General features: G+C 59.5%; 29 protein-coding genes. 23 read left to right on the forward strand and 6 right to left on the reverse strand.

Annotated features, from left to right (window positions below; genetic code table 11):
• Positions 1-5 precede the first annotated feature (5 nt).
• The 18 genes from KJF94_RS02760 to recX all read left to right on the forward strand — a co-directional run bounded on the left by KJF94_RS02760 (position 6) and on the right by recX (position 14534).
• A complete protein-coding gene (locus KJF94_RS02760; protein ID WP_214381006.1) occupies positions 6-338 on the forward strand; it encodes a phage baseplate protein in 333 nt (110 codons plus the stop codon).
• The gene (locus KJF94_RS02765) at positions 335-1330 is read left to right on the forward strand and encodes a baseplate J/gp47 family protein (RefSeq protein WP_214381008.1); all 996 of its coding nucleotides are present in this window, start codon (positions 335-337) and stop codon (positions 1328-1330) included. The genes KJF94_RS02760 and KJF94_RS02765 overlap by 4 nt, the downstream gene beginning before the upstream one ends.
• Entirely contained in the window at positions 1327-1962 is a 636-nt protein-coding gene (locus tag KJF94_RS02770) for a phage tail protein I (protein ID WP_214381009.1), read from the forward strand. The genes KJF94_RS02765 and KJF94_RS02770 overlap by 4 nt, the downstream gene beginning before the upstream one ends.
• Positions 1963-4233, forward strand: coding sequence for a phage tail protein (locus tag KJF94_RS02775; protein ID WP_214381010.1), 2271 nt, complete (start codon positions 1963-1965; stop codon positions 4231-4233).
• A complete protein-coding gene (locus KJF94_RS02780) occupies positions 4230-4610 on the forward strand; it encodes a phage tail assembly chaperone (protein ID WP_214381011.1) in 381 nt (126 codons plus the stop codon). The genes KJF94_RS02775 and KJF94_RS02780 overlap by 4 nt, the downstream gene beginning before the upstream one ends.
• Positions 4611-4711: 101 nt before the next feature.
• On the forward strand, positions 4712-4921 hold the full coding sequence (locus KJF94_RS02785) for a hypothetical protein (RefSeq protein WP_214381012.1): 210 nt from the start codon (positions 4712-4714) through the stop codon (positions 4919-4921).
• A 2-nt stretch (positions 4922-4923) separates the two neighbouring features.
• The gene (locus tag KJF94_RS02790) at positions 4924-6090 is read left to right on the forward strand and encodes a phage tail sheath protein (protein ID WP_017336747.1); all 1167 of its coding nucleotides are present in this window, start codon (positions 4924-4926) and stop codon (positions 6088-6090) included.
• On the forward strand, positions 6090-6596 hold the full coding sequence (locus tag KJF94_RS02795) for a phage major tail tube protein (protein ID WP_214381013.1): 507 nt from the start codon (positions 6090-6092) through the stop codon (positions 6594-6596). The genes KJF94_RS02790 and KJF94_RS02795 overlap by 1 nt, the downstream gene beginning before the upstream one ends.
• Positions 6597-6809: 213 nt before the next feature.
• The gene (locus KJF94_RS02800; RefSeq protein ID WP_214381014.1) at positions 6810-7385 is read left to right on the forward strand and encodes a phage tail assembly protein; all 576 of its coding nucleotides are present in this window, start codon (positions 6810-6812) and stop codon (positions 7383-7385) included.
• A gap of 128 nt (positions 7386-7513) precedes the next feature.
• Complete coding sequence (locus KJF94_RS02805) at positions 7514-9583, forward strand: phage tail tape measure protein (protein ID WP_214381016.1); 2070 nt, start codon at positions 7514-7516, stop codon at positions 9581-9583.
• On the forward strand, positions 9583-9966 hold the full coding sequence (locus KJF94_RS02810) for a phage tail protein (protein WP_214381018.1): 384 nt from the start codon (positions 9583-9585) through the stop codon (positions 9964-9966). Before KJF94_RS02805 ends, KJF94_RS02810 begins: the two co-directional genes overlap by 1 nt.
• A complete protein-coding gene (locus tag KJF94_RS02815) occupies positions 9959-10171 on the forward strand; it encodes a tail protein X (RefSeq protein WP_214381020.1) in 213 nt (70 codons plus the stop codon). The genes KJF94_RS02810 and KJF94_RS02815 overlap by 8 nt, the downstream gene beginning before the upstream one ends.
• 9 nt (positions 10172-10180) lie before the next feature.
• Positions 10181-11197 (forward strand): contractile injection system protein, VgrG/Pvc8 family, encoded by a 1017-nt coding sequence (locus KJF94_RS02820; protein WP_214381022.1) that lies wholly within the window; start codon positions 10181-10183, stop codon positions 11195-11197.
• A 62-nt stretch (positions 11198-11259) separates the two neighbouring features.
• Positions 11260-11823, forward strand: a complete 564-nt coding sequence (locus tag KJF94_RS02825) for a glycoside hydrolase family 19 protein (RefSeq protein WP_214381023.1) — start codon at positions 11260-11262, stop codon at positions 11821-11823.
• Positions 11805-12341, forward strand: coding sequence for a lysis system spanin subunit (locus KJF94_RS02830; RefSeq protein WP_214381024.1), 537 nt, complete (start codon positions 11805-11807; stop codon positions 12339-12341). Before KJF94_RS02825 ends, KJF94_RS02830 begins: the two co-directional genes overlap by 19 nt.
• 80 nt (positions 12342-12421) lie before the next feature.
• Entirely contained in the window at positions 12422-12922 is a 501-nt protein-coding gene (locus tag KJF94_RS02835; RefSeq protein ID WP_214381025.1) for a CinA family protein, read from the forward strand.
• 83 nt (positions 12923-13005) lie between these two features.
• Positions 13006-14058: a recombinase RecA gene (gene recA / locus KJF94_RS02840; protein ID WP_017336758.1), complete on the forward strand. Its 1053-nt coding sequence runs from the start codon at positions 13006-13008 to the stop codon at positions 14056-14058.
• An 8-nt stretch (positions 14059-14066) separates the two neighbouring features.
• The gene (gene recX, locus KJF94_RS02845) at positions 14067-14534 is read left to right on the forward strand and encodes a recombination regulator RecX (RefSeq protein ID WP_214381026.1); all 468 of its coding nucleotides are present in this window, start codon (positions 14067-14069) and stop codon (positions 14532-14534) included.
• A 42-nt stretch (positions 14535-14576) separates the two neighbouring features.
• On the opposite strand, the gene KJF94_RS02850 is transcribed toward recX, so the two are convergent.
• Complete coding sequence (locus KJF94_RS02850; protein WP_214381027.1) at positions 14577-15695, reverse strand: LOG family protein; 1119 nt, start codon at positions 15693-15695, stop codon at positions 14577-14579.
• Between the two features lie 366 nt (positions 15696-16061).
• On the opposite strand from KJF94_RS02850, the gene KJF94_RS02855 reads away from it, so the two are divergent.
• Positions 16062-16262 carry a hypothetical protein gene (locus KJF94_RS02855; protein ID WP_150630769.1) on the forward strand — a complete coding sequence of 67 codons (201 nt, stop codon included), beginning with the start codon at positions 16062-16064 and terminating at the stop codon, positions 16260-16262.
• A gap of 1 nt (position 16263) precedes the next feature.
• On the opposite strand, the gene KJF94_RS02860 is transcribed toward KJF94_RS02855, so the two are convergent.
• Positions 16264-16689: a PA3611 family quorum-sensing-regulated virulence factor gene (locus KJF94_RS02860; RefSeq protein ID WP_017336762.1), complete on the reverse strand. Its 426-nt coding sequence runs from the start codon at positions 16687-16689 to the stop codon at positions 16264-16266.
• Between the two features lie 186 nt (positions 16690-16875).
• Between KJF94_RS02860 and KJF94_RS02865 the strand changes: the two genes are divergently transcribed.
• The 3 genes from KJF94_RS02865 to KJF94_RS02875 all read left to right on the forward strand — a co-directional run bounded on the left by KJF94_RS02865 (position 16876) and on the right by KJF94_RS02875 (position 18929).
• Positions 16876-17619 carry a tRNA-uridine aminocarboxypropyltransferase gene (locus KJF94_RS02865; RefSeq protein ID WP_214381028.1) on the forward strand — a complete coding sequence of 248 codons (744 nt, stop codon included), beginning with the start codon at positions 16876-16878 and terminating at the stop codon, positions 17617-17619.
• 221 nt (positions 17620-17840) lie between these two features.
• The gene (gene erdR / locus KJF94_RS02870; RefSeq protein ID WP_017336764.1) at positions 17841-18491 is read left to right on the forward strand and encodes a response regulator transcription factor ErdR; all 651 of its coding nucleotides are present in this window, start codon (positions 17841-17843) and stop codon (positions 18489-18491) included.
• A gap of 75 nt (positions 18492-18566) precedes the next feature.
• Positions 18567-18929, forward strand: a complete 363-nt coding sequence (locus KJF94_RS02875; protein WP_150630766.1) for a diacylglycerol kinase — start codon at positions 18567-18569, stop codon at positions 18927-18929.
• On the opposite strand, the gene KJF94_RS02880 is transcribed toward KJF94_RS02875, so the two are convergent.
• The gene (locus tag KJF94_RS02880; protein WP_214381029.1) at positions 18926-19852 is read right to left on the reverse strand and encodes a LysR family transcriptional regulator; all 927 of its coding nucleotides are present in this window, start codon (positions 19850-19852) and stop codon (positions 18926-18928) included. The two genes, KJF94_RS02875 and KJF94_RS02880, sit on opposite strands and share 4 nt — an antisense overlap.
• Positions 19853-19974: 122 nt before the next feature.
• Between KJF94_RS02880 and fpr the strand changes: the two genes are divergently transcribed.
• The gene (gene fpr, locus KJF94_RS02885; RefSeq protein ID WP_003443014.1) at positions 19975-20754 is read left to right on the forward strand and encodes a ferredoxin-NADP reductase; all 780 of its coding nucleotides are present in this window, start codon (positions 19975-19977) and stop codon (positions 20752-20754) included.
• Positions 20755-20891: 137 nt separating this feature from the next.
• Here fpr and tsaA read toward each other — a convergent pair whose 3' ends face one another.
• The 3 genes from tsaA to KJF94_RS02900 form a co-directional block, all read right to left on the reverse strand.
• Positions 20892-21593 carry a tRNA (N6-threonylcarbamoyladenosine(37)-N6)-methyltransferase TrmO gene (gene tsaA, locus KJF94_RS02890; protein ID WP_214381031.1) on the reverse strand — a complete coding sequence of 234 codons (702 nt, stop codon included), beginning with the start codon at positions 21591-21593 and terminating at the stop codon, positions 20892-20894.
• 187 nt (positions 21594-21780) lie between these two features.
• Complete coding sequence (locus KJF94_RS02895) at positions 21781-22551, reverse strand: SDR family oxidoreductase (RefSeq protein WP_214381033.1); 771 nt, start codon at positions 22549-22551, stop codon at positions 21781-21783.
• 195 nt (positions 22552-22746) lie between these two features.
• A complete protein-coding gene (locus KJF94_RS02900) occupies positions 22747-23217 on the reverse strand; it encodes a YehS family protein (protein ID WP_017336769.1) in 471 nt (156 codons plus the stop codon).
• Positions 23218-23279: the final 62 nt, after the last annotated feature.

A 23279-nucleotide genomic window follows, 5' to 3' on the forward strand; every position in this document is an offset into this window, starting at 1 on the left:
TTCCCATGATCGGAATCGATAGAAACACCGGGGCGGCGGTCGACGACTGGCCGCAATTCGTGCAGCGCGCAACCCGGGCGCTGACCACGCCGTTGGGAACCCGTCAGAAGCGTCCTTTGTACGGCTCGATGATCCCGGACCTGCTAGGCCGCAACCTCGGCGACGACCTGCTGATCCTTGCCCAGAGCCATGCGGCGCAGGCGTTTTACAACGAACAGAACGGCATCAGTGATTTCCAGCCGCAGGTCATTGTCGCCGGCCGGCAAGGTGCCGGGCTTGTACTGCGATTTGCCGGCACCTGGAAAAACCGCAATCAGACCTTCGAGGTGGTGACATGAGCATGTTGATCCCTGGCCAGAACCAGTTGGCCGAACCGTCGATCGTCACCGTCGAAGCGTTCGAGGATTTGCTCGCCGAGTTCAAGACCTTTGTCGTCGAGTACGTCGGCGCCCGGTCTCCCGAGACGGCGGCGAAGCTCAAGGCCAGTCTTGAAAACGAAAGCGAGTTGCTGACGCTGGCGCTTGAGGCGTTTTGTGTACGCCTGCAAATTCACGAACGAAAATACAACGCCCGCATCAAGCAGATGCTGGCCTGGTGGGCGACCGGCAGCAATCTGGATGCCCGTCTTGCCGACATGGGTCTTGAGCGTCAGCTGCTCGATCCGGGCGATCCGGCAGCGTTCCCGCCGATTGCGCCTGTGTACGAAAGCGACGATGACGCCCGGTTGCGTTACTACCTGGCGCCGCATGCACCGGCCGCCGGTTCGCGCATGCAGTATCGCCGCGAGGTGTTCACCCTCGGTGAGCGTCCTGCGGTAAAGGTGGATACAGCGGCGCCGGGCGAGGTGACGGTCACGTACACCTTCGATCCGGACGGCCATGCAGCACAGGTCAAGGATGGCAACGGACGTCGCACGGCGCCCGGTGAGGTGATGGTCACGGTGCTTGCAAGGGAAGGCGATGGCAGCGCGTCCGAAGAGTTGCTCGACGGTGTGCGCCAGCACTTCGCCCGGCCTGACGTACGACCGGAAACGGATCGGGTCACGGTGCAGGGCGCCCACATCAAAAACTACAAAATCCGCGTCGTCGCGAGGATCAACGCCGGCCCTGATTCGGGGCTGACCAAAGTGGCCGCACAACAGCAACTGCAAGCGTATGCCCAGAGTTGTCATCGGCTGGAAGGGCGGGTCGACCCGAGCTGGATCGACTTCACGCTGCATAACGCCGGCGCGGTTCAGCTCGAAATCCTTGAACCGGTCGAGCCGATTGTGACGACCGCCTTCGAAGCGCCTTGGTGCACCGGTGTCGAGGTCGAGGTGCTCACGCTATGAGTGACCAGAAACCTCATTCGAGCCTGTTGCCTTCCAACAGCTCACCGCTGGAAAAGGCTTTGGATCTCGGTTTCGGCAGGTTGCTTGATCGCATCACGCCGCCGTTTCCCGAGCTGATGAACCCGACCGCGACGCCCTTGGCGTTTCTTCCGTATCTCGCCGCCGATCGCGGTGTCAGCGAATGGAGCTCCGAGGCGGCCGAAGCGGAAAAACGCTTAACGGTTGAGCTCGCCTGGCCCACGGCGCGACAGGCCGGGACGCGACAGGCGCTGGAAAACGCAGCCAAGGGATTGCGCTTGATGCCCGAAATCCGGGCCTGGTACGAACAGACACCACCGGGTCAGCCCTACAGCTTTTCCGTCAGGGCGTTTACCGAGCAGCCCTACAGCGAAGAAATCGACGCACGTCTCGATCGACGCCTGGCGGATGCCAAAAGCGAACGCGACATCCTGTCGGTATCCGTTGGTTTGAGCGCGTTTGGCAGTCACGTCATCGGCGCGGCGACGGTGTGCGGCGAACTCACCACGGTTTATCCGATTGTCATCGAAGGGCTCGAAGCCTCGGGTCAGGCCTTTATGGCTGCCGGGCTCTACGCCGTTGAAACATCCACTATTTATCCTCAGGGGGCCTGAATGGCTGACTATTACACCCTGCTCACGAATGCAGGGATTGCCTACGAAACCGCCTGCAAGGCGGCGGGCGTGCCGATCAAGTTGTCGCAGATTTCGGTCGGTGACGGCGGCGGCGCGGTTTACAACCCGGCGGCGACCGCCACCGCGCTCAAACGCGAAGTGTGGCGCGGGCCACTGAATGCGCTGTTCCAGGATGAGAAGAACCCTAGCTGGCTGCTCGCCGAAGTGACCATCCCGCCGGAAGAGGGCGGTTGGTATGTGCGCGAAGCGGGGCTCTGGACTGACACCGGGATTTTGTACGCCATCGTCAAATACCCGGAGTCGTTCAAGCCGGTTCTGGCGACGTCGGGTTCGGGGAAAGAGTTTTACATTCGCTCGATTTTCGAGACCAGCAATGCGTCGAACGTCACGCTGCTGATCGACGACACCGTGGTCAAGGCGACGCGGGCGTGGGTGATGGGTTATCTCGCCGATGAGTTGGCGAAGCTGGATGGCAAGCAGTCGGTGCGCGTGGCTGCCACTGGGAACATCGTATTAAGTGGTGCGCAGCAGATTGATGGTGTCGCGGTGGTGTCTGGTCAGCGGGTGCTGGTGGCGGGCCAAACGACGGCGAAAGATAACGGCATTTACGTTGCCGCCAATGGTGACTGGGTGCGTTCGGTTGATTCGAACACCAGCGCCAAGGTGACGCCGGGCCTGACTGTGATGATCGAGGAGGGCGCGGCGAACGGTGATTCGCTTTGGCACCTGGTTACGAATGGTCCGATCACGCTGGGGACGACTGCGTTGGCTTTCGAAATGCTTGCCGGCAGAACGGGGGTTCAGGCGGGGACTTATAAAAGTCTGACCGTCGATAAATATGGCCGTGCCACTGCTGGCGCCAATCCGGAAACGCTGGCCGGTTTTGGGATCAAGGACACTTACACGAAACCCGAAATCGAGGCGCTGATTGCACAGGCCTCGGCGTTGCCGGTCGGGGCTGTGGTCGCCTTTCCAAAGACCGCGGTGCCACCGGGCTTCCTTGAAATTAATGGCAGTGTACAGAGCATCGCGACTTACCCGGATTTGTTCGCGTATCTGGGCACTACCTTCAATACGGGCGGCGAGGGTGCCGGTAACTTCCGTTTGCCTGAGTCGCGTGGCGAATTTCTGCGTGGCTGGGATCATGGGCGTGGAGTGGACACGGGGCGAGCAGTCGGTAGTTATCAGCTAGACGCTTTCCAAGGTCACTGGCATGACTATTGGTATGCCGACGGCGGGAGATCAGGCACCACGTTTCAAGATGGATATGATGTTCCGGCCAACAAAAAGGATGTTCGTGGGCCTACTTACGCTCGTATTCGTGATGCGGTGACGGACGGAGTTAATGGAACTCCGCGCACCGCTAGCGAAACCCGCCCGCGCAACTTGGCGGTGATGTGGTGCATCAAGGCCTGGAATGCGCCGATTAATCAGGGGCAGATTGACGTCGCTGAATTGGTCAAGGAAGTGCAAAAGCTGAAAGCAGCCGTTCCAGTGGGCGCACTTGTACCGTTCCCATCAGGCACAGTTCCTCCCGGCTACCTTGAGGCGGATAACAGCCTTTTTGTGGATTCCGTTTATCCCGAGCTGGCTGCGTATCTGGACAAAAAATATAACGTGGCAGGGGATCCCGTCGGATCTACTCGACTGCCTGAGACTCGCGGCGAGTTCTTGCGTGGTTGGGATCATGGGCGTGGTATCGATGTCGGCCGCGCAATTGGCAGCGTTCAAGCCCAATCTATCCAAAAGCACGATCACGCCATGTGGTCGGGTGGTAATTACGCCAGCGTTAATCCTACTGGTGGCGGTGCGGTTGCAGCGTGGGTCACTGGAACGACCAGTGATTATCGAACCGGCAATACCGGCACGGACGAAACCCGCCCACGCAACTTGGCCGTGATGTGGTGCATCAAGGCCTGGAACGCCCCGGTCAATCAGGGAACCATTGACGTGGCGGGCCTGGCGGCACAAGTCGGGGCTCTGGAAGCCAGGCCACGCGGCGTGGGGGATGGCCAGACCTGGCAGAACGTCACCGCCAGTCGCGTGAGTGGCACCATCTACACCAACACCACCGGCCGACCGATTCAGGTTCAAGTGTCGATCCAGACCGGCTCAATCACAGCCACCTGCGGTGGTGTAACCCTCGCGACTACGGGCTTTCACACGGCCTTTGTTGTCCCGGCCGGAGCAACCTATTCCGTAACCCTCTCAAGCCCTGTCAATGCCGTCTGGTCGGAGCTGCGCACATGAAGTACTTCCACAATCCACAGACCGATGAGGTCAATGCTTACGAAGATGACGCTCCCGCGCACTTTATCTCTGCCGGGTTGGTGCCTTTGTCCGAGGCGGAGGTTCAGGCGTACATCCACAGCGCAACAGCGCCTACGACCACGAAAGCGGACGATGAACGTAAGTGGCGCGACGCCAAGCTGATTTCGGTGATGTGGTTGCGCGAGCGTCATCGCGATCAGCTTGAAATCGGAGGGTCTACCACGCTCACCGGTGAGCAGTTCAGTGAGTTGCTCGTGTACATACAAGTCCTGCGCGACTGGCCTCAATCATCGGATTTCCCTGACGGCCAACATCGCCCGATCACACCGCCCTGGATCGCCGAACAAACCCAATAAACGCCCCGCACCGCCGGGGCGTTTTCTTATCCGCAATACAACACACACAACACCCGACAGCCCCTTACCCAAGGGGCTTTTTCGTTCAAGGAGAAACAGAAATGGCAGAACGCCAAACGTACACCGTGCTCCTCCCATTCCCTACCGGGGGTGGTCACTGGTCGAGCATCGGCCAGGAGCTGCACCTGCTCGATGTGGAGGCCAACGCGTTGCGCAGCGCTGGTCGTCTGGAGCTGAAAAAAACCGAGGCTGCCGAGACAGCCTCTACATCCACCGCGGCAAAAAAAGCCGCTGCCAAGAAGGCTGAATAACCATGGCTGAGGTTTTGAACTTCGAGCACAACGGCATTACCGTCAATGCCACCGAATCCCCCGAGGCCATGGGTGGCCTGGGTGACAACGTCATCGGTCTGATCGGCACCGCGCCGAAGGCGGACCCGTTGATTCCACGCAATGCACCGTTCCGCATAAACAGTTTCACCACCCAGGCGCTGCTCGATCCGACCGGCACCGAGGCGGGCACGCTGTACCACGCGGTCTTCCAGATCCTGAAAGTGGTCAAGGTGCCGGTCTACGTGGTCATCGTCGAAGAAGGCGCGACCCCGGCCGACACCCTGAACAATGTGATCGGCGGCATCGATCCGCTGACCGGCCGCAAGCTCGGCCTCGCGGCGTTGGGCAGCGTGCCTGAAGACCTGACCATCATCGGCGCGCCGGGCTTCACCAGCACCAAAGCCGTGGCCGGTGAGTTCGCCTCGTTCGGCAAGCGCATCAAGGCCCGTGTGGTGCTCGACGGCAAGGATGCCGCGGTCGCCGATCAGGTGACCTACAGCCAGGAACTGGGCGGCGCGGAACTGGGTTTCGACCGCTGCCTGCTGGTGCACAACATGCCGTCGGTGTACTCCAAGGCGGCGAAGAAAAACGTGTTCCTGTCGCCGTCGAGCCTGGCCATCGCAGCCCTGGCCAAGGTCAAGCAATGGGAGAGCCCGGGCAACCAGGTGACCTTCGCCGAGGACGTTTCGCGGGTCGTGGAATACAACATCCTCGACACCTCTACCGAGGGCGATCTGCTCAACCGCTACGGCATCAGCTACTACGCCCGCACCATCCTTGGCGGTTTCTCGCTGCTGGGTAACCGCTCCATCACCGGCAAGTTCATCAGCTACGTCGGCCTCGAAGATGCGATCAGCCGCAAGCTGGTCAAGGCCGGCCAGAAAGCCATGGCCAAGAACCTGACCAAGTCGTTCATGGACCAGGAGGTCAAGCGCATCAACGACTGGCTGCAAACCCTGGTCGCCGACGAAACCATTCCCGGCGGCAGCGTGTACCTGCACCCGGAATTGAACAGCGTCGAGAAGTACAAGAACGGCACCTGGTACGTGGTCATCGACTACGGCCGCTACGCGCCGAACGAACACATGGTTTATCAACTCAATGCCCGCGATGAAATCATCGAGCAGTTCCTGGAGGACGTTCTCTAATGTTTACCAACCGCGTAAGACAGGCCATCGCGGCCACCCTGCAAGGCCTGCCGTTGTCGGCGACCGTGGAAGAATTCGAGCCGCCAAAGATCGAGTTCGAAATGGAAGAAATGCGTGGCGGTCGCTTTATTGCCGAGGAAATGGCCAAGGGAAGCAAGGCCATCTCCGCCAAGCTGAAGCTGCAAGGCATGGGGCCGGAGCTCATGTTGGCGTTGGGCGTGAAACTGGGCGATGACATCTTGTTGAATGTTCGCGAGGCTGGTCAGGACCAGGATGGCAACACCTGGTTCACCTACCACACCGTCGGCGGCAAGTTGAAATCCCTCGTGGAAACCACGCTGAAGATGAATGACAAACCGACCACCACGCTTGAACTGTCCTGCCGCACCTACAACCGTCTGGAAAACGGCATCCCGGTGATCGACATCGACGTGCGCACCCAGAAGTTCGTACTCAACGGCGTCGACATTCTCGGCGACGCCCGCCGCGCGGTGTTGATCCCATAAACCTGTGGGATTGAACCTGTGGCGAGGGGATTTATCCCCGTTGGGCTGCGAAGCAGCCCCGAAACTGAAAACCGTGGTGTATCAGGCTCCCCGCACGCAATGGTTTAACGACTGCTTCGCAGCCGAACGGGGATGAATCCCTCGCCACACGGGCGCGCTCCCACAAGGTGCGTTGCCCAACACCTTCCCATGATTCACCAAGGAATTCATTTCATGTCCTGGACACCTCCTGTTCACGCCTTGCTGTCGCCGATCACCGCCGACGATCAGTCGGAGATCGAGCAGATTCAGCTCAAACCGTTGTACTACGCCGCACAGAAAGAGGCCCTGGCCCGTGCCGGCGATGATGAGGACGATCAATTTTTCGAACTGGCGCTGCTGGCCACTGGGCTGTCCGTCAAGGAACTCGACCAACTCAAACGCCCGGACTACGTGAGCATCGCGCAGTACGTGCACGAGATGTCGACGCGGCCGGCTTCGTATTTTCTGGAGCAGAGCGAAGAAGAACCGAGCGAGCCCGATCAGGTTCAGCTGCTGCAACCGCTCCACGTAGCAGGTCGCACCCTGACATCACTGAGCCTCGAAATGCCGGTGCTGCGCGCGACCAAGGCGATGAAAAAACTCAAGACGCCCAAGGAACGCGCCGAGTTCATCACCGCCCATTGCACCGGTCTGATGATTCCCGATCTGGCCCTGCTGACCGTGCCCGACTGGACACAGCTTCAGGTACGCATCGACGATTTTTTAAACAAACCGGCGGCCTACTTTCGGAGCGCGACATCGAAGTAATCCTCGATGTGGTGCCGCTCATTTACCCGGTAAGTGAAGCGGACATTCTGGAGTGGGACGTCGGCAAGGCCTTGCGCCGCTACGACATCGCGATCACTCGCCTTGGCGTGAAACAGGAGTAGAGCGGGATGGCAGACAGTCAATATTCGCTGGCCGGAGCAGCGATGAACAGCATCGTGCTGCCGCAATCCGGCAGCACGAATGAAGTGGTCGGGTTGGGTGGTCTCAAGGAGCCTTTCTCCCAGCTGAGTCTGGACTTGGCCACGGCCAGTCTCGACATCCGTTTGTTGGTAGCGGAGCAGATAAAGCTCCGGGAAACCCTGATGTCGTTGAACGTTGCACTGTCGTCACAGCAGTCGCTGCTCAAGGCAAACGCCTCGGTGCCTGCATCGGGCAGCGAGGCAAAGTCAGCGCTCAAGGCTGAGGTTGCGCAGCGCTCGCCTCCCGACGACTTGAAGTCGGCGATGGCGATGCAGACAGTGATGGTCGATCTCAATCAGAAATTGAAGCTGGACCCGGATCAACTTCAAGCGCTGTCCGAAGACAATCTGAAGCTGGCCGGCGACAAACAAACTGCCTCCAGCGGCGCGACGGGAGTGCAACTGGCGCAGGCCCAATTGGCGGCGGTCAACGGGGGGCTGGTCAAGGACGTCAAGCCGGAAGACCTGCGGCAAGCGCTGACCGATTTTGCCCGCGACAGTGCCGTCATGGCCTCGGCGTACAAGATCGACATCAAAGAGGCCGGCGCGATCATCACCGGCTGGCGCACTACGTTGGGCCTTGATCGAGCGAAAACTCTCGACTTGGGCAACGCCGCCACCCGCCTTGGCGCCAGTATCAATTTGAATGCTTCCGCGGCAGACATCGGCTCGGTCGTCCAGCGCGGTGGCGAGGCGGGTTTGGCGGCGGGCATGACCCCTGAGCACGTGGCGGCGATCGCGGCGGCACTGTTGAGCGCATCGGTGGGCAAGGACGAAGCCGGCGCCTCGTTGAAAACCCTGGGTGCTGCTTTTGGCAAGGGCAGCAATGCTACGGCAGAGCAGCGAACCGCCTGGGCTCAACTTGATATAGAACCGGGCGCACTGGCCAGCAGAATGCGCATGGTTGCGTCGGGGGCGATCAAGGATGTGCTGGCGGCGCTGAAGAACCAACCTGCTGAACAACAGGCCTCATTGATCAAGACGCTGTTTGAGGGCGATGCCGGCATCAGCAAGTTGGTGAGAGCGCCTCAGGATCTGAAAACGGCGTTCACGGTGGCCTCCGGCGAGGGCTCGATGGCGCAGACCGCCGAAGCCCGAGGTAACACCTCGCAAGCTCGCTGGAATGCGCTGGATGCGAGTTTGACCCGTCTCGATACGGCGATCGCCAGCGCGGTGTCTCCGCTTACCGACCTGGCAATGCTGGGAGCCGATAAAGCGGTCAGCGGCTTTGGTGCAGTGGTTGAAACGTTACCTAAAGTCACTGCCGCATTGACGTTGCTCGGTGCTGCACTCTCGACTCCGTTACGCGGAGCCATCTTGAACAAACTGGTAGCCGTTGCGTCCTCCACCACCGCAGAACTACTGAAACCGGACGCTGCCATCCAGCCGCAACTGCATTCGAATAACACCGGCACCTCTCGTCCAACGATGCGCAATCGGCTGGTCACCTCTGCGGCCAGAGCCAAGTCTTTCACCGGCAGGCTGGGTGTTCCTCTGACGATTGCCACCGTGGCTTACGACGGGATCAAAGCGTTGATGGCCGGCGATTTCAAAGCGGCTGCCGGTGCTGCCGGATCGGGCGTTGGCGCACTGGCCGGTGGTTATGCCGGTGCTGCAACCGGTGCCATGATCGGCAGTTTCATCCCTGTCCCCGTTCTGGGGACTGCTGTGGGCGGCCTCATCGGCGGCCTTGTGGGCAGCTACTTCGGCAGTAGCCTGGGAGAAGAGGCAGGTGAAACCCTTTACACCGCAGCCGATCGACTTCAGTCACCCGACCAGGTCAGCAAAGATCTGACCGGCGTTCCGACAGACAACAGGCAGGTCAACTATTCGCCGGTGATCCAGATCAGCGGTGCCGATCCGACGGACTCCGAGCGCCTGATTGAAAAGATCATGGCGAATCTGCGCCTGCATTTTAACGGCGAGTTCGTGCCGTTGATGATGACCAATCCGCTTGCCGTACGAAGTGACGCGGCCCTGACCGATGGAGGTATGTAATGCGTCAGCAAATGGCGTTGGGCAATTTCATTTTCGGCCTGTCCAGGAACTTCGCCTACAGCACGTTGGCGCGCACCTCGGACGGCGGCTGGAAGAACATCGACATCCTCACCAGTAAACCCAAGTCCAGCCAGACCGGCCAAGGCCTGCAAGGGCTGACGATTACGGGGAGATCGATGTACGCGACGGCCATGGATCGGCTCGATGAGCTGCGTGCCTTGCAGGCGCAGCGCGTCCCTGTGCCGCTGGTAGATGGTATCGGGCGCAACTGGGGGCTGTGGCAGATCAACAAGATCTCGGAAAACCAGGAAAGCATCATTGATGACGGCACCGCGATGGTGATCGGCTGGGTGATCGAATTGACGGAGTTCGCCAATGCGTAGAGTTCGAAGTGTTGCCGGTGATTCGGTGAATCTGTTGTTGTACCGCGAGCTCGAGCGTTGTGACGATGTCGCCGAGGAAGCGCTGTGGCGTCTCAACCCGTTGCTGGCCGAACAGGGTGCGGTGTTGCCGGTGGGGGTGTGGGTGACCCTGCCGGAACTGGACTCGAAACCCATCGCACCCACACCGGTTTCGGCCTGGGATTAAGGAGGCACCATGTCACTGGGTTTCACACCCTCGGTGGAAATCTACGGCGCGAACGCTGCACTGCTCAACGAGCGATTGATCTCGTGGCAGCACATCGACGCGGCCGGGATCGAGTCCGATCAATTGACGCTCACGATCGATCTGGAGGGGCTCGACGGGCTACCAAGCCTCGGCGGAAAAATCGGCCTGAGAATTGGATACCTGGAGTCGGGTCTGATCGACAAAGGCCAATTCGTTATCAGTCGGCGCACGCCGACGTTGTTTCCCTTGCGTCTGACGCTGGTGGCGACGGCGGCGCCATTCAGTGCGGCGGATCAAACCGGATTTAAACAGCGTCGCTCGGTCAGCCACGGTCCGACGACCCTCGGCGCACTGTTTCGCCAGCTAACGTCCAGGCACGGTTTTTCCCCTCGCGTTGCCCCCGATCTGGCCCTTATCAAGATTGAACACATAGATCAGTCGAACGAAACCGACATGGGGTTTCTGACGCGGCTGGCCTACCTTCACGACGCCGTCGCCAAACCGATCAACGAACTGTATGTGCTGGCGCGGCGCGGTCAGGCGAAATCGTTGTCGGGCAAGGTGCTGCCAGACATACAGTTGTCGGTGACGACCAATAATCGACCCGGCGATCATGCCTTCATTTCCGCGACTCTGGATGAAAGCAGCCGAGCCAAATATCAGGGGTGCAAGACCAGTTGGTGGGATGCGGCCGCCGGTAAAGTGCGTGTCGAGGAGAGCGGCATTGCACCGTTCAAGACAGTCCGTCAGCGCTATCACAGCGCAGAAGAAGCGCGGGCCGCCGGTGAGGGTGAGGTGCGCCGGATGATGCGTGAGGCGTTGAAAGTGAAGATCGAGTGCCCTGGTCATCCGGGGTTGGCTGCAGAAGGACTGGTATTGCTGGATACCACCTGGCCTGACTTTATGCGCGGTCGCTGGTCGATAGACAAGGTCACGACCAGCGGCAGTCGCCAGAACAGCTACCGCTGCTCGATCGACGCGACTTGCCTGGACGCCCGGTCATAGCCTGCGGCCCGAATTCAATCCGAAACCTCGGGGCCCGATGTTTGCCTCGCTCAAGGGATACGATGACGATTACACAATCACAACTGCAAAAAATCATGCCCAACGCCCGCAGCCAAGCGGGCGTTTTCATTTCTGCCCTCAATGGCGCCATGGATGTCCATTCTATAAACACGCCCAAACGCATCGCCGCTTTCCTTGCGCAAGTGGGGCACGAATCCGGGCAGTTGCACTACGTGCGCGAACTCGGCAGTGACCAGTATCTGAGCAAATACGACACGGGCCTGTTGGCCGCTCGTTTGGGTAATACCTTGGCAATCGACGGTGACGGTCAAAAGTACCGCGGTCGTGGTTTGATTCAGATCACCGGCCGCCACAACTATCAACAGTGCAGCCTCGGATTGTTCGGCGACGAGCGTCTGCTGGAATTGCCGGAACTACTGGAGCAACCCCAATGGGCTGCTGAATCCGCCGCCTGGTTCTGGGCGCAAAACGGCCTCAACGAACTGGCCGATCGCGATCAGTTCAACAGCATTACCCGCCGGATCAACGGGGGGTTGAACGGGTTGCAGGATCGTTTGCAGCTCTGGGCGCGGGCGAGGGCGGTGTTATGCCAGCCTTCGGTTTGATCCCTTTATCGTGGCGGGTTGCTGGAGTTGTTGTGTTACTGGCTGTGTTGGCCGGTGGCTCGGCGGCGGTGGCCTGGCGATTTCAGGAGGGGCGTTACGGGCGACAACTGGCGGAACAGGACAGGGCGCACGCCGAGACGCTCAACCAGCTAACCCTGGCGACCGCCGCCCGACAACAGGCCGAGCAGGACAAGCGGCTGGCGCTGGAGCAGCAGCTGTCGGTCAGCGAACAAACCCATTATCGAGCGCTTAGCGATGCCCAACGTGATCAAGGTCGCTTGCGCGATCGTCTTGCCACTGCTGATGTGCGGCTGTCAGTCCTCCTCGATGCCAGCGACACTTCCACCGGCTGCGCAGTGCCAACCGCCCCCGGTGCCAGCGGCGTGGCTCATGGCACCCTACGAGCCCGACTTGACCCGGCGCATGCTCAACGAATTATCGCCATCACCGACACCGGCGACCGTGCGCTGATTGCCTTGCAGGCTTGTCAGGCTTACATCCGGGCGCTTGGTCGCTAACATTTTGATCGATCCTGTAACTTGCAAGCGCGATCCGCTCGTGTACGGTAGTTCCCATTCCGCCCGCTCAGGAGATGACCGTGAAAGAAATCACCCAACTGGCCGCTGAACTTGGCAGGCGCCTGCAGGTTCTCAATGCTCACGTCACGGCGGCCGAGTCCTGTACCGGCGGTGGAATTTCCGAGGCTATCACCCGCATTCCGGGGAGTTCGGCATGGTTCGAGGCCGGTTATGTCACGTACTCCAACCGTCAGAAAACCGAGCAATTGAATGTTCCGGTCGAGTTGTTTACGACGGTGGGGGCGGTCAGTCGCGAGGTGGTCGAGGCCATGGTGCGAGGCGCGCAGGAAAAAAGCCGGGCGTCTTTTGCCGTGGCGGTCAGCGGTGTAGCAGGGCCGGATGGCGGTTCGCCGAGCAAGCCGGTGGGCACGGTCTGGCTGGCCTGGGGCGTGGGGGATAAGGTGTTCAGCGAGGTGCAGCACTTCACCGGTAACCGCGACGAGGTCCGCCGACAAACGGTGAAGGCCGCGCTAGAGGGGCTGCTGCGCCATGCCTCTGGAGAAATCTCAAATCAGGGGTAGGCGATCCTGAATCGCTGTGGAATAATACTGGCTACTTATACAGGTGTTGGCCGTCAGGCCTTATTGATTACGTGAGGACTTTAATGGACGACAACAAGAAGAAAGCCTTGGCTGCGGCCCTGGGTCAGATCGAACGTCAATTCGGCAAGGGTGCCGTAATGCGTATGGGCGATCAGGACCGTCAGGCGATCCCGGCTATCTCCACTGGCTCTCTGGGTCTGGACATCGCGCTCGGCATTGGCGGTCTGCCAAAAGGCCGTATCGTTGAAATCTACGGTCCTGAATCCTCCGGTAAAACCACGCTGACACTGTCGGTGATCGCCCAGGCTCAGAAAGCCGGCGCGACCTGCGCATTCGTCGACGCCGAACACGCTCTTGACCCTGAGTACGCCGGCAAACTCGGCGTCAACGTCGACGACCTGCTGGTTTCCCAGCCGGACACCGGCGAGCAAGCCCTGGAAATCACCGACATGCTGGTGCGTTCCAACGCGGTTGACGTGATCATCGTCGACTCCGTGGCCGCACTGGTTCCAAAGGCTGAAATCGAAGGCGAAATGGGTGACATGCACGTGGGCCTGCAAGCCCGTCTGATGTCCCAGGCGCTGCGTAAAATCACCGGTAACATCAAGAACGCCAACTGCCTGGTGATCTTCATCAACCAGATCCGTATGAAAATCGGCGTGATGTTCGGCAGCCCGGAAACCACCACCGGTGGTAACGCGCTGAAGTTCTATGCGTCGGTTCGTCTGGACATCCGCCGTACCGGCGCGGTGAAAGAAGGTGATGAAGTCGTCGGTAGCGAAACCCGCGTCAAGGTTGTGAAGAACAAGGTCGCTTCGCCGTTCCGCCAGGCCGAGTTCCAGATTCTCTACGGCAAGGGCATCTACCTCAATGGTGAGATGATCGACCTGGGTGTTCTGCACGGTTTCGTCGAGAAGTCCGGTGCCTGGTATGCCTACGAAGGCACCAAGATCGGTCAGGGCAAGGCCAACTCGGCCAAGTTCCTGGCGGACAACCCGGAAATCGCCGCGAAACTTGAGAAGCAGCTGCGCGACAAACTGCTGACTCCAGCGCCGGACGTCAAAGCATCGCCAGTCAAAGAGACTGAAGATGACCTGGCTGACGCTGATATCTGATTGATCCGATGACCGCCGTACTCGATACACTCGTCGCAGTGCGGCGAACCGCAATGGACCTGCTCGCACGACGCGAGCACGGTCGAGTCGAGCTGACGCGTAAACTGCGTCAGCGCGGCGCCCTCCCTGAAATGATCGACACAGCCCTCGACCGCTTGACGGAAGAAGGCCTGCTGTCCGAATCCCGTTACCTCGAAAGCTTCGTTTCCTACCGTGCCCGATCCGGTTACGGCCCTTTGCGTATTCGTGAAGAGTTGAGCCAGCGTGGCCTGCAACGCAACGACATCGAACTCGCGTTACGCGAGAGCGGTATCAACTGGCAGGAACAACTGGAAGACACCTGGCGGCGCAAGTTCTCCGGGCATTTACCGATAGACACCCGGGAACGCGCCAAACAAGGGCGGTTCCTGAGTTATCGGGGCTATTCCATGGAAATGATCAGCCGCTTGTTCAGCGGCCGAGGGATGGACGATTGACTGAAACGGCTCGCTATTTTGATAGCGGGCCGTTTTTTTGCCTCACGTAACCTTCGAGGGTTCCCGCGCGCGTTGTTGCGCCTGGGGCTTGGGCTGCGCCCAGTTTTCCGGCAGGTTGATGTAGTCCACCAGTTCCCGCAGGCGTCCATGGTCACGGGCGTTAAAGGTGAAGGCCAGGCGTGCAAGGTGGCTGAACTGCGGCTCGTCGTGCTCCTCACCGCTGTAGACATGCTGATGGAAGTGATCGCTCAGGCACAGGTCGGCGAACGCTTGTTGCATGTGCTCCAGCGCATTGTCGCTGAGCTGGTGATTCATGCGGATCACGAACTGATGCTTGAGCCAGCGACTGGAGTGGAAGTTGCTGTAGAACTGATTGATCTGCTCCACCGCCTCTTCGGCGCTATAGACCAGGCTCACCAGCTTCATGTCGGTGGGCAGGATGTAGCGATTTTCCTCCAGTTGATTGCGGATGAAGTCCAGGGCGCCTTGCCAGAACTTGCCTCCCGGAGCGTCCAGCAGTACCACCGGCACCAGCGGGCTTTTACCGGTCTGGATCAGCGTCAGCACTTCAAGCGCCTCGTCCAGCGTACCGAAACCACCAGGGCACAAGACCAGCGCATCGGCTTCCTTGACGAAGAACAGCTTGCGGGTAAAGAAGAAGTGGAACGGCAGCAAGTTGGTGGTGCCGTTCACGGTGGGATTGGCATGCTGCTCAAAGGGCAGGGTGATGTTGAAGCCCAGGCTGTGTTCCAGGCCAGCACCTTCGTGGGCGGCGGCCATGATGCCGCCGCCGGCACCGGTGATCACCATCAGGTCCGAGCGCGCCAACGCGGCGCCGAGTTCTCGGGCCAAGCCGTACAGCGGGTGTTCTATCGGTGTGCGGGCCGAACCGAACACCGTGACTTTGCGCCGTCCCCGGAACTGTTCGAGCACACGGAAGGCATGCTCCAGTTCGCGCAGGGCTTGCAGGGTGATCTTGGCATTCCAGCGGTTGTGGTCTTCCTGGGCCATGCGCAGCACGGTCAGGATCATGTCGCGGTAGATCGGGATGTTCGGGCTATTGGGTGAAACCAGGTTGAGTTGTTCTTCGACCTTGCTGATGAGGTCGTGGCCGCTTTCTTCGAAATGACGGCTCAGGAGGTCATTCGGTTGGTAAGGCATCAACTTCTCCTTCCATACAGGCTCTGTTGTTCCTTTGGATGAAGGAAACATTCGCATCAAAAATCGCAAACCAGGCAGCCCCTTTTCTGCCCTGAAAAGTGAACGGGAACACTATGAATCTAGACCCTCACAGTGATTTTCGCTGACTTGATCATTGCGCTGCAAAGTCTTTCCTGGCAACCGCTTATTGACGATTTGCAAGGTGATTTCACCGCTCGTCTGAACGCGCGCCGAGTGCCCGACACTCTGATTTACTGAATGACAGGTGTAACACGACAACTTTGCGTCAATGGCAGGGCGCACGGCACAAGCGGTTCAAGGACTTTGTCGCTCAAGCAAGGGCGAAGTGCAAGGAGGCGGGATGCTATGGCCAGAGTCATTCTGGAGATCGATACGCAACTGTATCGATTATTGAAGTCATCGGCCGAGACCAATCATTTGAGTCTTGAAGAGGAGTGCTGCCGGCGTCTGGAGGGAGCCGACCGGCGCTCGCGCTATTTACAGGCGCTGTTGGCAGAACTGCGCGCCGAGGATGAACAGCGGCGCGCCAATTCCCATTCCCGTTGAATTACTTTTTCTTCGCCGGTGTGGCTTTCGGGCAATCCGATTCCTGATAGCTGGCGGAGCCGACTGAGCGGTTGGTCTTCACCTCAGTGAAGTCGTAACGCATGACCGCGCCCTTGGCCATCAGTTTGCGGAACGATGGGTTGTTGCACACAGAGGCGCCAAGCTGGAAATACACGGCTTTCGGGTCGGCCCGCATCTTGTTGGCATGGCTGCTTTGCACGCTCAAGTGGTTGATCAAAACATTGCCTTCGGCGGTGTAGCCCTGATCGAGAATATCTTCGTTGATCGCCCGTGGCGTGCCGACGCTGCTTTGTGCGGCGACGTTTCGCAGCTCTCTGTTGAGATTCTGCTCACTCAAGGACGCAGCCTGAGCGTTGAAGGACGACGCCAGCAGAATGGCAGCGGTGGGAACGATAAGGCGCAACATGAAACTCTCCTGGTTCAGTGACTGGTGGTTCGACCCGTCACATGACTGTGCGTTCAGTGGTGACGAATTATAGGGGAGCCCGTCTGGACGGTACAGGCTTGCGCCGGCCGCTCTGGTAAACTGCCGGCCTTTATTGCCCTGAGTGCTACTCGTGTCGAGTTTTCCTGTCTGCCGGTGTTGCCCACGATGAACCACGCCCCCAACGCCGTAGCTCGCTTGCGTGATCAGCGCGAAGAGGAGGGCATCAAGCCGATTCAGGCCCGTGGTTGGCGGGCACCCCGTTGCCGTGCCTGCCGCGTGATCGAGAGCCACTGCCTGTGCGCGTGGCGTCCGCAGGTCGAGACCCGCTCTGGCGTGTGTCTGATCATGACCAACAAGGAAGTGTTCAAACCGAGCAACACCGGGTGGCTGATCGCTGACGTGGTGCGCGACAACCATGCGTTCATCTGGTCGCGTACGGAAACCGATCCGCAGTTGCTGGCATTGCTCGCCGACCCGCAATGGCAACCGTATCTGGTCTTTCCCGGCGAGTACGTCGAGCCGGAGCGAGTAACGAACACGGTCGAAGTCGATGGCACCAAGCGACCGCTGTTCATTCTGCTGGACGCGACCTGGACCGAAGCCCGGAAGATATTCCGCAAAAGTCCTTATTTCGATGCGCTGCCGATCCTCAGCCTGCTGCCGGAAAAGCTTTCACGCTATCGGCTGCGCCGGTCGACCCGCAGCGAGCATTTGTGCACGGCCGAAGTAGCGGCGCTGTGCCTCGATCTGGCGGGCGATGTGGAGGCCGCATCGGCACTGGACGCTTATTTCGACGTGTTCAGCCAGCATTACCTCGATGCCAAACACCAACTGGAAATGAATGTTGAAACACCGGCACACGCCGAGCTGATGCCTTTCGTGCAGAACTCCGCCGCCGTAACGGCCTGATTGTCGCCCATACTGCAAAGAACTGTCCCGGCCAAGCACCTTGACCACCCCGGCTTCGCTGGGCATGCTTGGCGCCGATTAGGGCGCGGCCGCAGTTTGATTCGCCGCTTCTTTACGTGAAAAGCTACGTGGATTGCCACGTGATTGGCGTTGAACGTGCCCTGTTGGTGCAGCTCCGTGGCTGTGCCTTGAGTTGTTAGAAGAACAGGATCATTTGAAAAATGGCCACATACGAAATCCTGATTGCCGATGACCACCCTCTTTTTCGTAGCGCCCTGCATCAGGCGTTGACCCTGGGCCTTGGCCCGGATGTCCGTCTGGTGGAAGTGGCGAGCATTGCCGAGCTGGAAACCCGCCTGGACGAAAAGTCCGACTGGGATCTGGTGCTGCTGGACCTGAACATGCCCGGTGCCTACGGCTTTTCCGGGCTGGTACTGTTGCGCGGTCAGTACCCGCAAATTCCGGTGGTGATGGTGTCGGCCCAGGAAGAGGCCTCGATCATGGTCAAGTCCCGTGAGTTCGGTGCCAGCGGTTTCATTCCTAAATCGAGTGACCTGAGCGTTATCCAGAAAGCCGTACGTGCGGTGCTGGATGGCGATGTATTCTGGCCGCCCCAGGCGTTTGAAGCGGTCAGCGTTTCCGACGAAGCCAAGGCCGCCAGCGAAGGCCTTGCCAGCCTGACACCTCAGCAGTTCCGGGTGTTGACCATGGTCTGTGAAGGGTTGCTGAACAAGCAGATTGCCTACGAACTGAGCGTGTCCGAAGCAACAATCAAGGCGCACGTCACGGCGATTTTCCGTAAGCTGAATGTGCGGACCCGGACCCAGGCGGCTTTGCTCCTGCAACAACTTGAGTCAATTTCAAGCCACTAAGGATTGGCGTCTTCACGCTTTTTTGACTTTGGTTGATCTAGCTTTCCCACTCCTTTTTGGTCAGTTGCCACTTTTATGTCCCCTTTCAAAGGCCAGACCGGCCTGAAACGCATCCTCAACGCTTCCGGTTATTCGCTGGACGGCCTGCGCGCAGCCTTCACTGGCGAAGCAGCTTTTCGGCAACTGGTGTTGCTCAATGTCATCCTGATCCCGATTTCGTTCTTTTTGAACGTCAGCCGCGTCGAGCAGGCGCTGTTGATTGCCGTCTGTTTGTTGGCCTTGATCGTCGAGTTGCTCAATTCGGCGGTGGAAGCGGCCATTGACCGCATCTCCCTTGAACTGCACCCGCTGTCCAAGAACGCCAAGGACATGGGCAGCGCCGCACAGCTCGTGGCATTGACCATGATCGGGCTGGTGTGGGCGGTGATTCTGCTTTAAGCGATAGTGGGCAACACGATCTCGTCGCTGCGCTGAACCCCGGCGGTGAAGGCGCGGCACAGGTCGAGGAATTCGCGCATCGCTGACGTCTGATATTTCTGTTTGTGCCAGATGAAATAGAATTGCCGGGCCAGGTCCAGGTCCGGCGTCTCTACCGGCACCAGGCTGCCGCGGCGGAACGCATCGCGCAGGGCCAGCCGCGAAATGCAGCCAATCCCCAATCCTGACTCCACCGCGCGCTTGATGGCTTCGGTGTGCTCCAGCTCCAGCCGGATATTCAACGCGCTGCGATGGTGACGCATGGCCTGATCGAAGGTCAGCCGCGTACCAGAGCCTTGTTCCCGCAGGATCCACGCCTCGTGGCTCAGCTCCTCCATGGTCGCGGTGCCGCGAATGGCCAGCGGATGCTGCGGCGCGCAAAACACCACCAGCTCATCCTCGACCCAGCTCTGCACTTCAATGTCCGGATGGCTGCAGTCACCTTCGATCAGACCCAGATCAATTTCATAGTGAGCGACTTGTTGCACGATGTTGGCAGTGTTCTGCACGTGCAGCTTCACTTGGCTTTCCGGGTGGCGCTGCATGAAGCTGCCGATCAGCAGGGTGGCGAGGTAGTTGCCGATGGTCAGTGTCGCGCCGACGGCCAAAGAGCCGAAACCGGACTTGCCGTTGAGCAAGTCTTCGATTTCCTTGGCCTGGTCGAGCAGCGCCACCGCTTGCGGCAACAGCTGTTTGCCGAGGGCGTTGAGGCTCAGCCGTTTGCCGGCGCGGTCGAACAGCTGACAGCTGCACTGACGCTCTAGCTCGGTGATCGAGGTGCTCGCCGCCGATTGCGACAGGTTGAGCAGACCCGCAGCACGGGATACGCTTTCCTGCTGGGCGACGGCGACGAATACTTGCAGTTGACGGAGAGTAAATCGCATATCTATATAACCGATAACCCTTATCTTAATAATCCATTTAACAGATATTGTCGCTGCCATTAGAATGCGATGCAATTGCGCACATCATCGGCGCAGGCAAAATCTCCAGGAGTCCCACGTACATGAGCAACATGAACCACGAGCGTGTCCTCAGTGTTCACCACTGGAACGACACTCTGTTCAGCTTCAAGTGCACCCGCGATCCGGGCCTGCGCTTCGAGAACGGTCAGTTCGTGATGATCGGCCTGCAACAGCCCAACGGCCGCCCGCTTATGCGCGCTTACTCGATTGCCAGCCCGAACTGGGAAGAGCATCTCGAGTTCTTCAGCATCAAGGTGCCGGATGGCCCACTGACCTCCCAGTTGCAGCATCTGAAGGAAGGCGACGAGATCATCATCAGCAAAAAGCCTACGGGCACGCTGGTACTGGATGACTTGAAGCCTGGCAAACATTTGTACCTGCTCAGCACCGGTACCGGTCTGGCGCCGTTCATGAGCGTCATCCAGGACCCGGAAACCTACGAGCGTTTCGAAAAAGTGATCCTGTGCCACGGCGTACGTTACGTCAACGAAGTCGCTTACCGCGAATTCATCACCGAGCATCTGCCGCAGAACGAGTTCTTCGGCGAGGCGCTGCGTGACAAGTTGATCTACTACCCGACCGTGACCCGTGAGCCGTTCGAGAACGAAGGTCGCCTGACCGACCTGATGCGCAGCGGCAAGCTGTTCAGCGACATCGGTCTGCCACCGATCAACCCGCAGGACGACCGCGCCATGCTGTGCGGCAGCCCGAGCATGCTCGATGAAACCAGCGAAGTGTTGAACAGCTTTGGCCTGAAAGTTTCGCCGCGGATGCGCGAGCCGGGTGATTACCTGATCGAGCGTGCGTTCGTCGAGAAGTAAGAACACCGCATCATTGAAAAGCCCCCATTGCCTGTGCCGGCAATTGGGGGCTTTTTTATGTCCGGCACAATCCCTGTAGGAGCACGGCTTGCCGGCGATGGCGTCCTTGAAATCGCCATCGCGAGCAAGCTCTGCTCCTACAAATCAGGGGCAAGAATGACTTCAAGAACGCGGATCAGCTCCGGTGTCGGATAATGCCACCGCACATCCACATCCCAAAACTGCGCCCCATACTCCCGCTCAGGCGCAGGAGTTTGGTATGCAGGGCGCGGATCCTGCGCCAGACATTGCTCAATGAGCTCAACCAGTGGCTCTTCAAGGCGCTGAGCATGCCCGTGCGCTTGCTGCAACGCCGAATCCGCCCACTGCACGGGAATCAACTGTGGTGCAGCGCTGGCGATGCTGTTGGAGGCCTTATCGATGATGTCGGCGTAAGGCACGTAGGGTTTGATGTCGAGAATCGGTGTGCCGTCGAGTAGGTCGATGCCGGATATCCACAGGCGATTGGCTTCGACTTTATCCAGCTTCACCACCGATTGACCTATGCCATTGGGCCGGTGCGTCGCGCGGGTGGCGAACACGCCCATGGACTTGTTGCCGCCAAGACGAGGCGGGCGGACTTTCAGGCGTGGTTTTTCTTCCAGGGCCTGGTGAAACAGAAACAGAAGCCAGACGTGACTCACTTGCTCCAGACCTTGCACCGCATCGCCCTGATCGAACGGCGCCACCAGTTCCAGCACGCCGCGAGCGGCTGGCGCCAGTTGCGGCTGGCGCGGGATGGCGAACTTCTCCTTGAAGCAGGAGCGCACGAAGCCGATGGGGGAAACGCTGTAGGTCATGGTTTGAGATCGAGGCAGGAATTTGGGCGGGCATGATAACCCGGCGGGCCTCAAGTCTGGTGGTGGCTGGGGCGGCCTCTTCGCGGGCAAGCCTTGCTCCTACAGGGTTCTTTGGCGTACACAAACTCTGTGTTCGCCAAAGAACCCTGTAGGAGCAAGGCTTGCCCGCGATGGCCGCACCGCCGATCTAGAGACTGAACCCTCCATCCAGCGGAATAATATTCCCGGTCATATACGCCCCAGCCGTACTCGCCAGACTGATCGCCAACGCCGCCATCTCTTCTTCCCGGCCCCAGCGCTTCATCGGAATCAGCGCGGTATCCTCCGCCAACGCCTGCTCATCATTGCCGATGTGCTGAGTCATTTTGCTCGGAAAGCGCCCCGGCGCGATCACGTTAACGTTGATGTGCTGGCTCACCAGTTCCCGCGCCAGAATCCGCGACAGTTGATGCAGAGCCGCTTTACTCGGCCCATAGGCATAAGCCTGTTCGCCGAAGGAAGAAATCCCCGCCACCGAGCCGATGTTGATGATCCGCGCCGGACTCGCTTCGGACCCGGCCTTGCGCAGCAGCGGCAAGAACTGCTGGATGCAGTTGAACACCGACGTCACGTTGAGCTGCATGACCTTTTCCCAGCCCTTGACCGGGTAACTCTCAAGCGGCGCGCCCCAGGTGGTGCCGGCGTTGTTCACCAGAATATCCAGATGGCTGATCTGTTCACCCAGCCGCGAGGCCAGTTGCAGCACACCTTCTTCGGTGGCCAGATTGGCCGCCACCCCGTGACAAACACCGAATGCGCTCAACTCGTCAGCGGTTTGCTGACAGGCTTCGGCATCCCGCGCGCAGACGTACACCGCAGCGCCGGCCTCGACATAGGCCTTGGCGATCATTTTGCCGATACCACGGGTGCCGCCGGTCACCAGAGCGGTGCGGCCTTGCAGGGAAAAGTACGGGTGCATGGCGAATCCTGAGAGCTGAGGGTCAATACACCCTAGTCGTCAGCCGCCGGAAGCGGAGCCACTATTTTTGCGCGGAATGAGCGTTCATACAGCCGGACCTGCCGCGGCCTCTGTAGGAGCACAGCTTGCTGGCGAAGGCGTTTTGAAGATCGCCTTCGCCAGCAAGCTGTGCTCCTACAGGGTGCGCGGCGCGGATTATTGCGGGCGAACGCGCAGGGTCAGGCCCTTGAGGAAATTGCGCAGCAACTGGTCGCCGCACGGACGGTAGTTGGTGTGGCCGAACTTGCGGAACAGCGCGCTCAGCTCAGGCTTGGACACCGGGAACTCCGCGGCCTTGAGGATCGCGTGCATGTCGTCTTCCTTCAGTTCGAAGGCCACACGCAGCTTTTTCAGGATGATGTTGTTGGTGACCGGCACTTCGATCGGCTGTGGCGGACGGCTTTCGTCCTTGCCACGCTTGAAGATCACCAGGCCGTCGAGGAAATGCGCCATGACTTCGTCCGGGCAGCGTACGAAACCTTCCTCGTCTTCTTCTTTCTTGTCGAGGTAGGTCAGCAGGTCTTCCAGGGACACGTCCATGCCGCCGAGCTTGATGATCTCGATGACTTTCTTGTCGCTGATGTCGAGCATGTAGCGCACGCTGCGCAGTACGTCGTTATGAATCATGGTGTGCAATCCTGATATTCAGCAGTGGGCGCCGCATAAACAGCGGCGCCGAAATGTGTGGC

Source organism: Pseudomonas hormoni (genome assembly GCF_018502625.1).
In the GTDB taxonomy this organism is placed as follows: Bacteria; Pseudomonadota; Gammaproteobacteria; order Pseudomonadales; family Pseudomonadaceae; genus Aquipseudomonas; species Aquipseudomonas hormoni.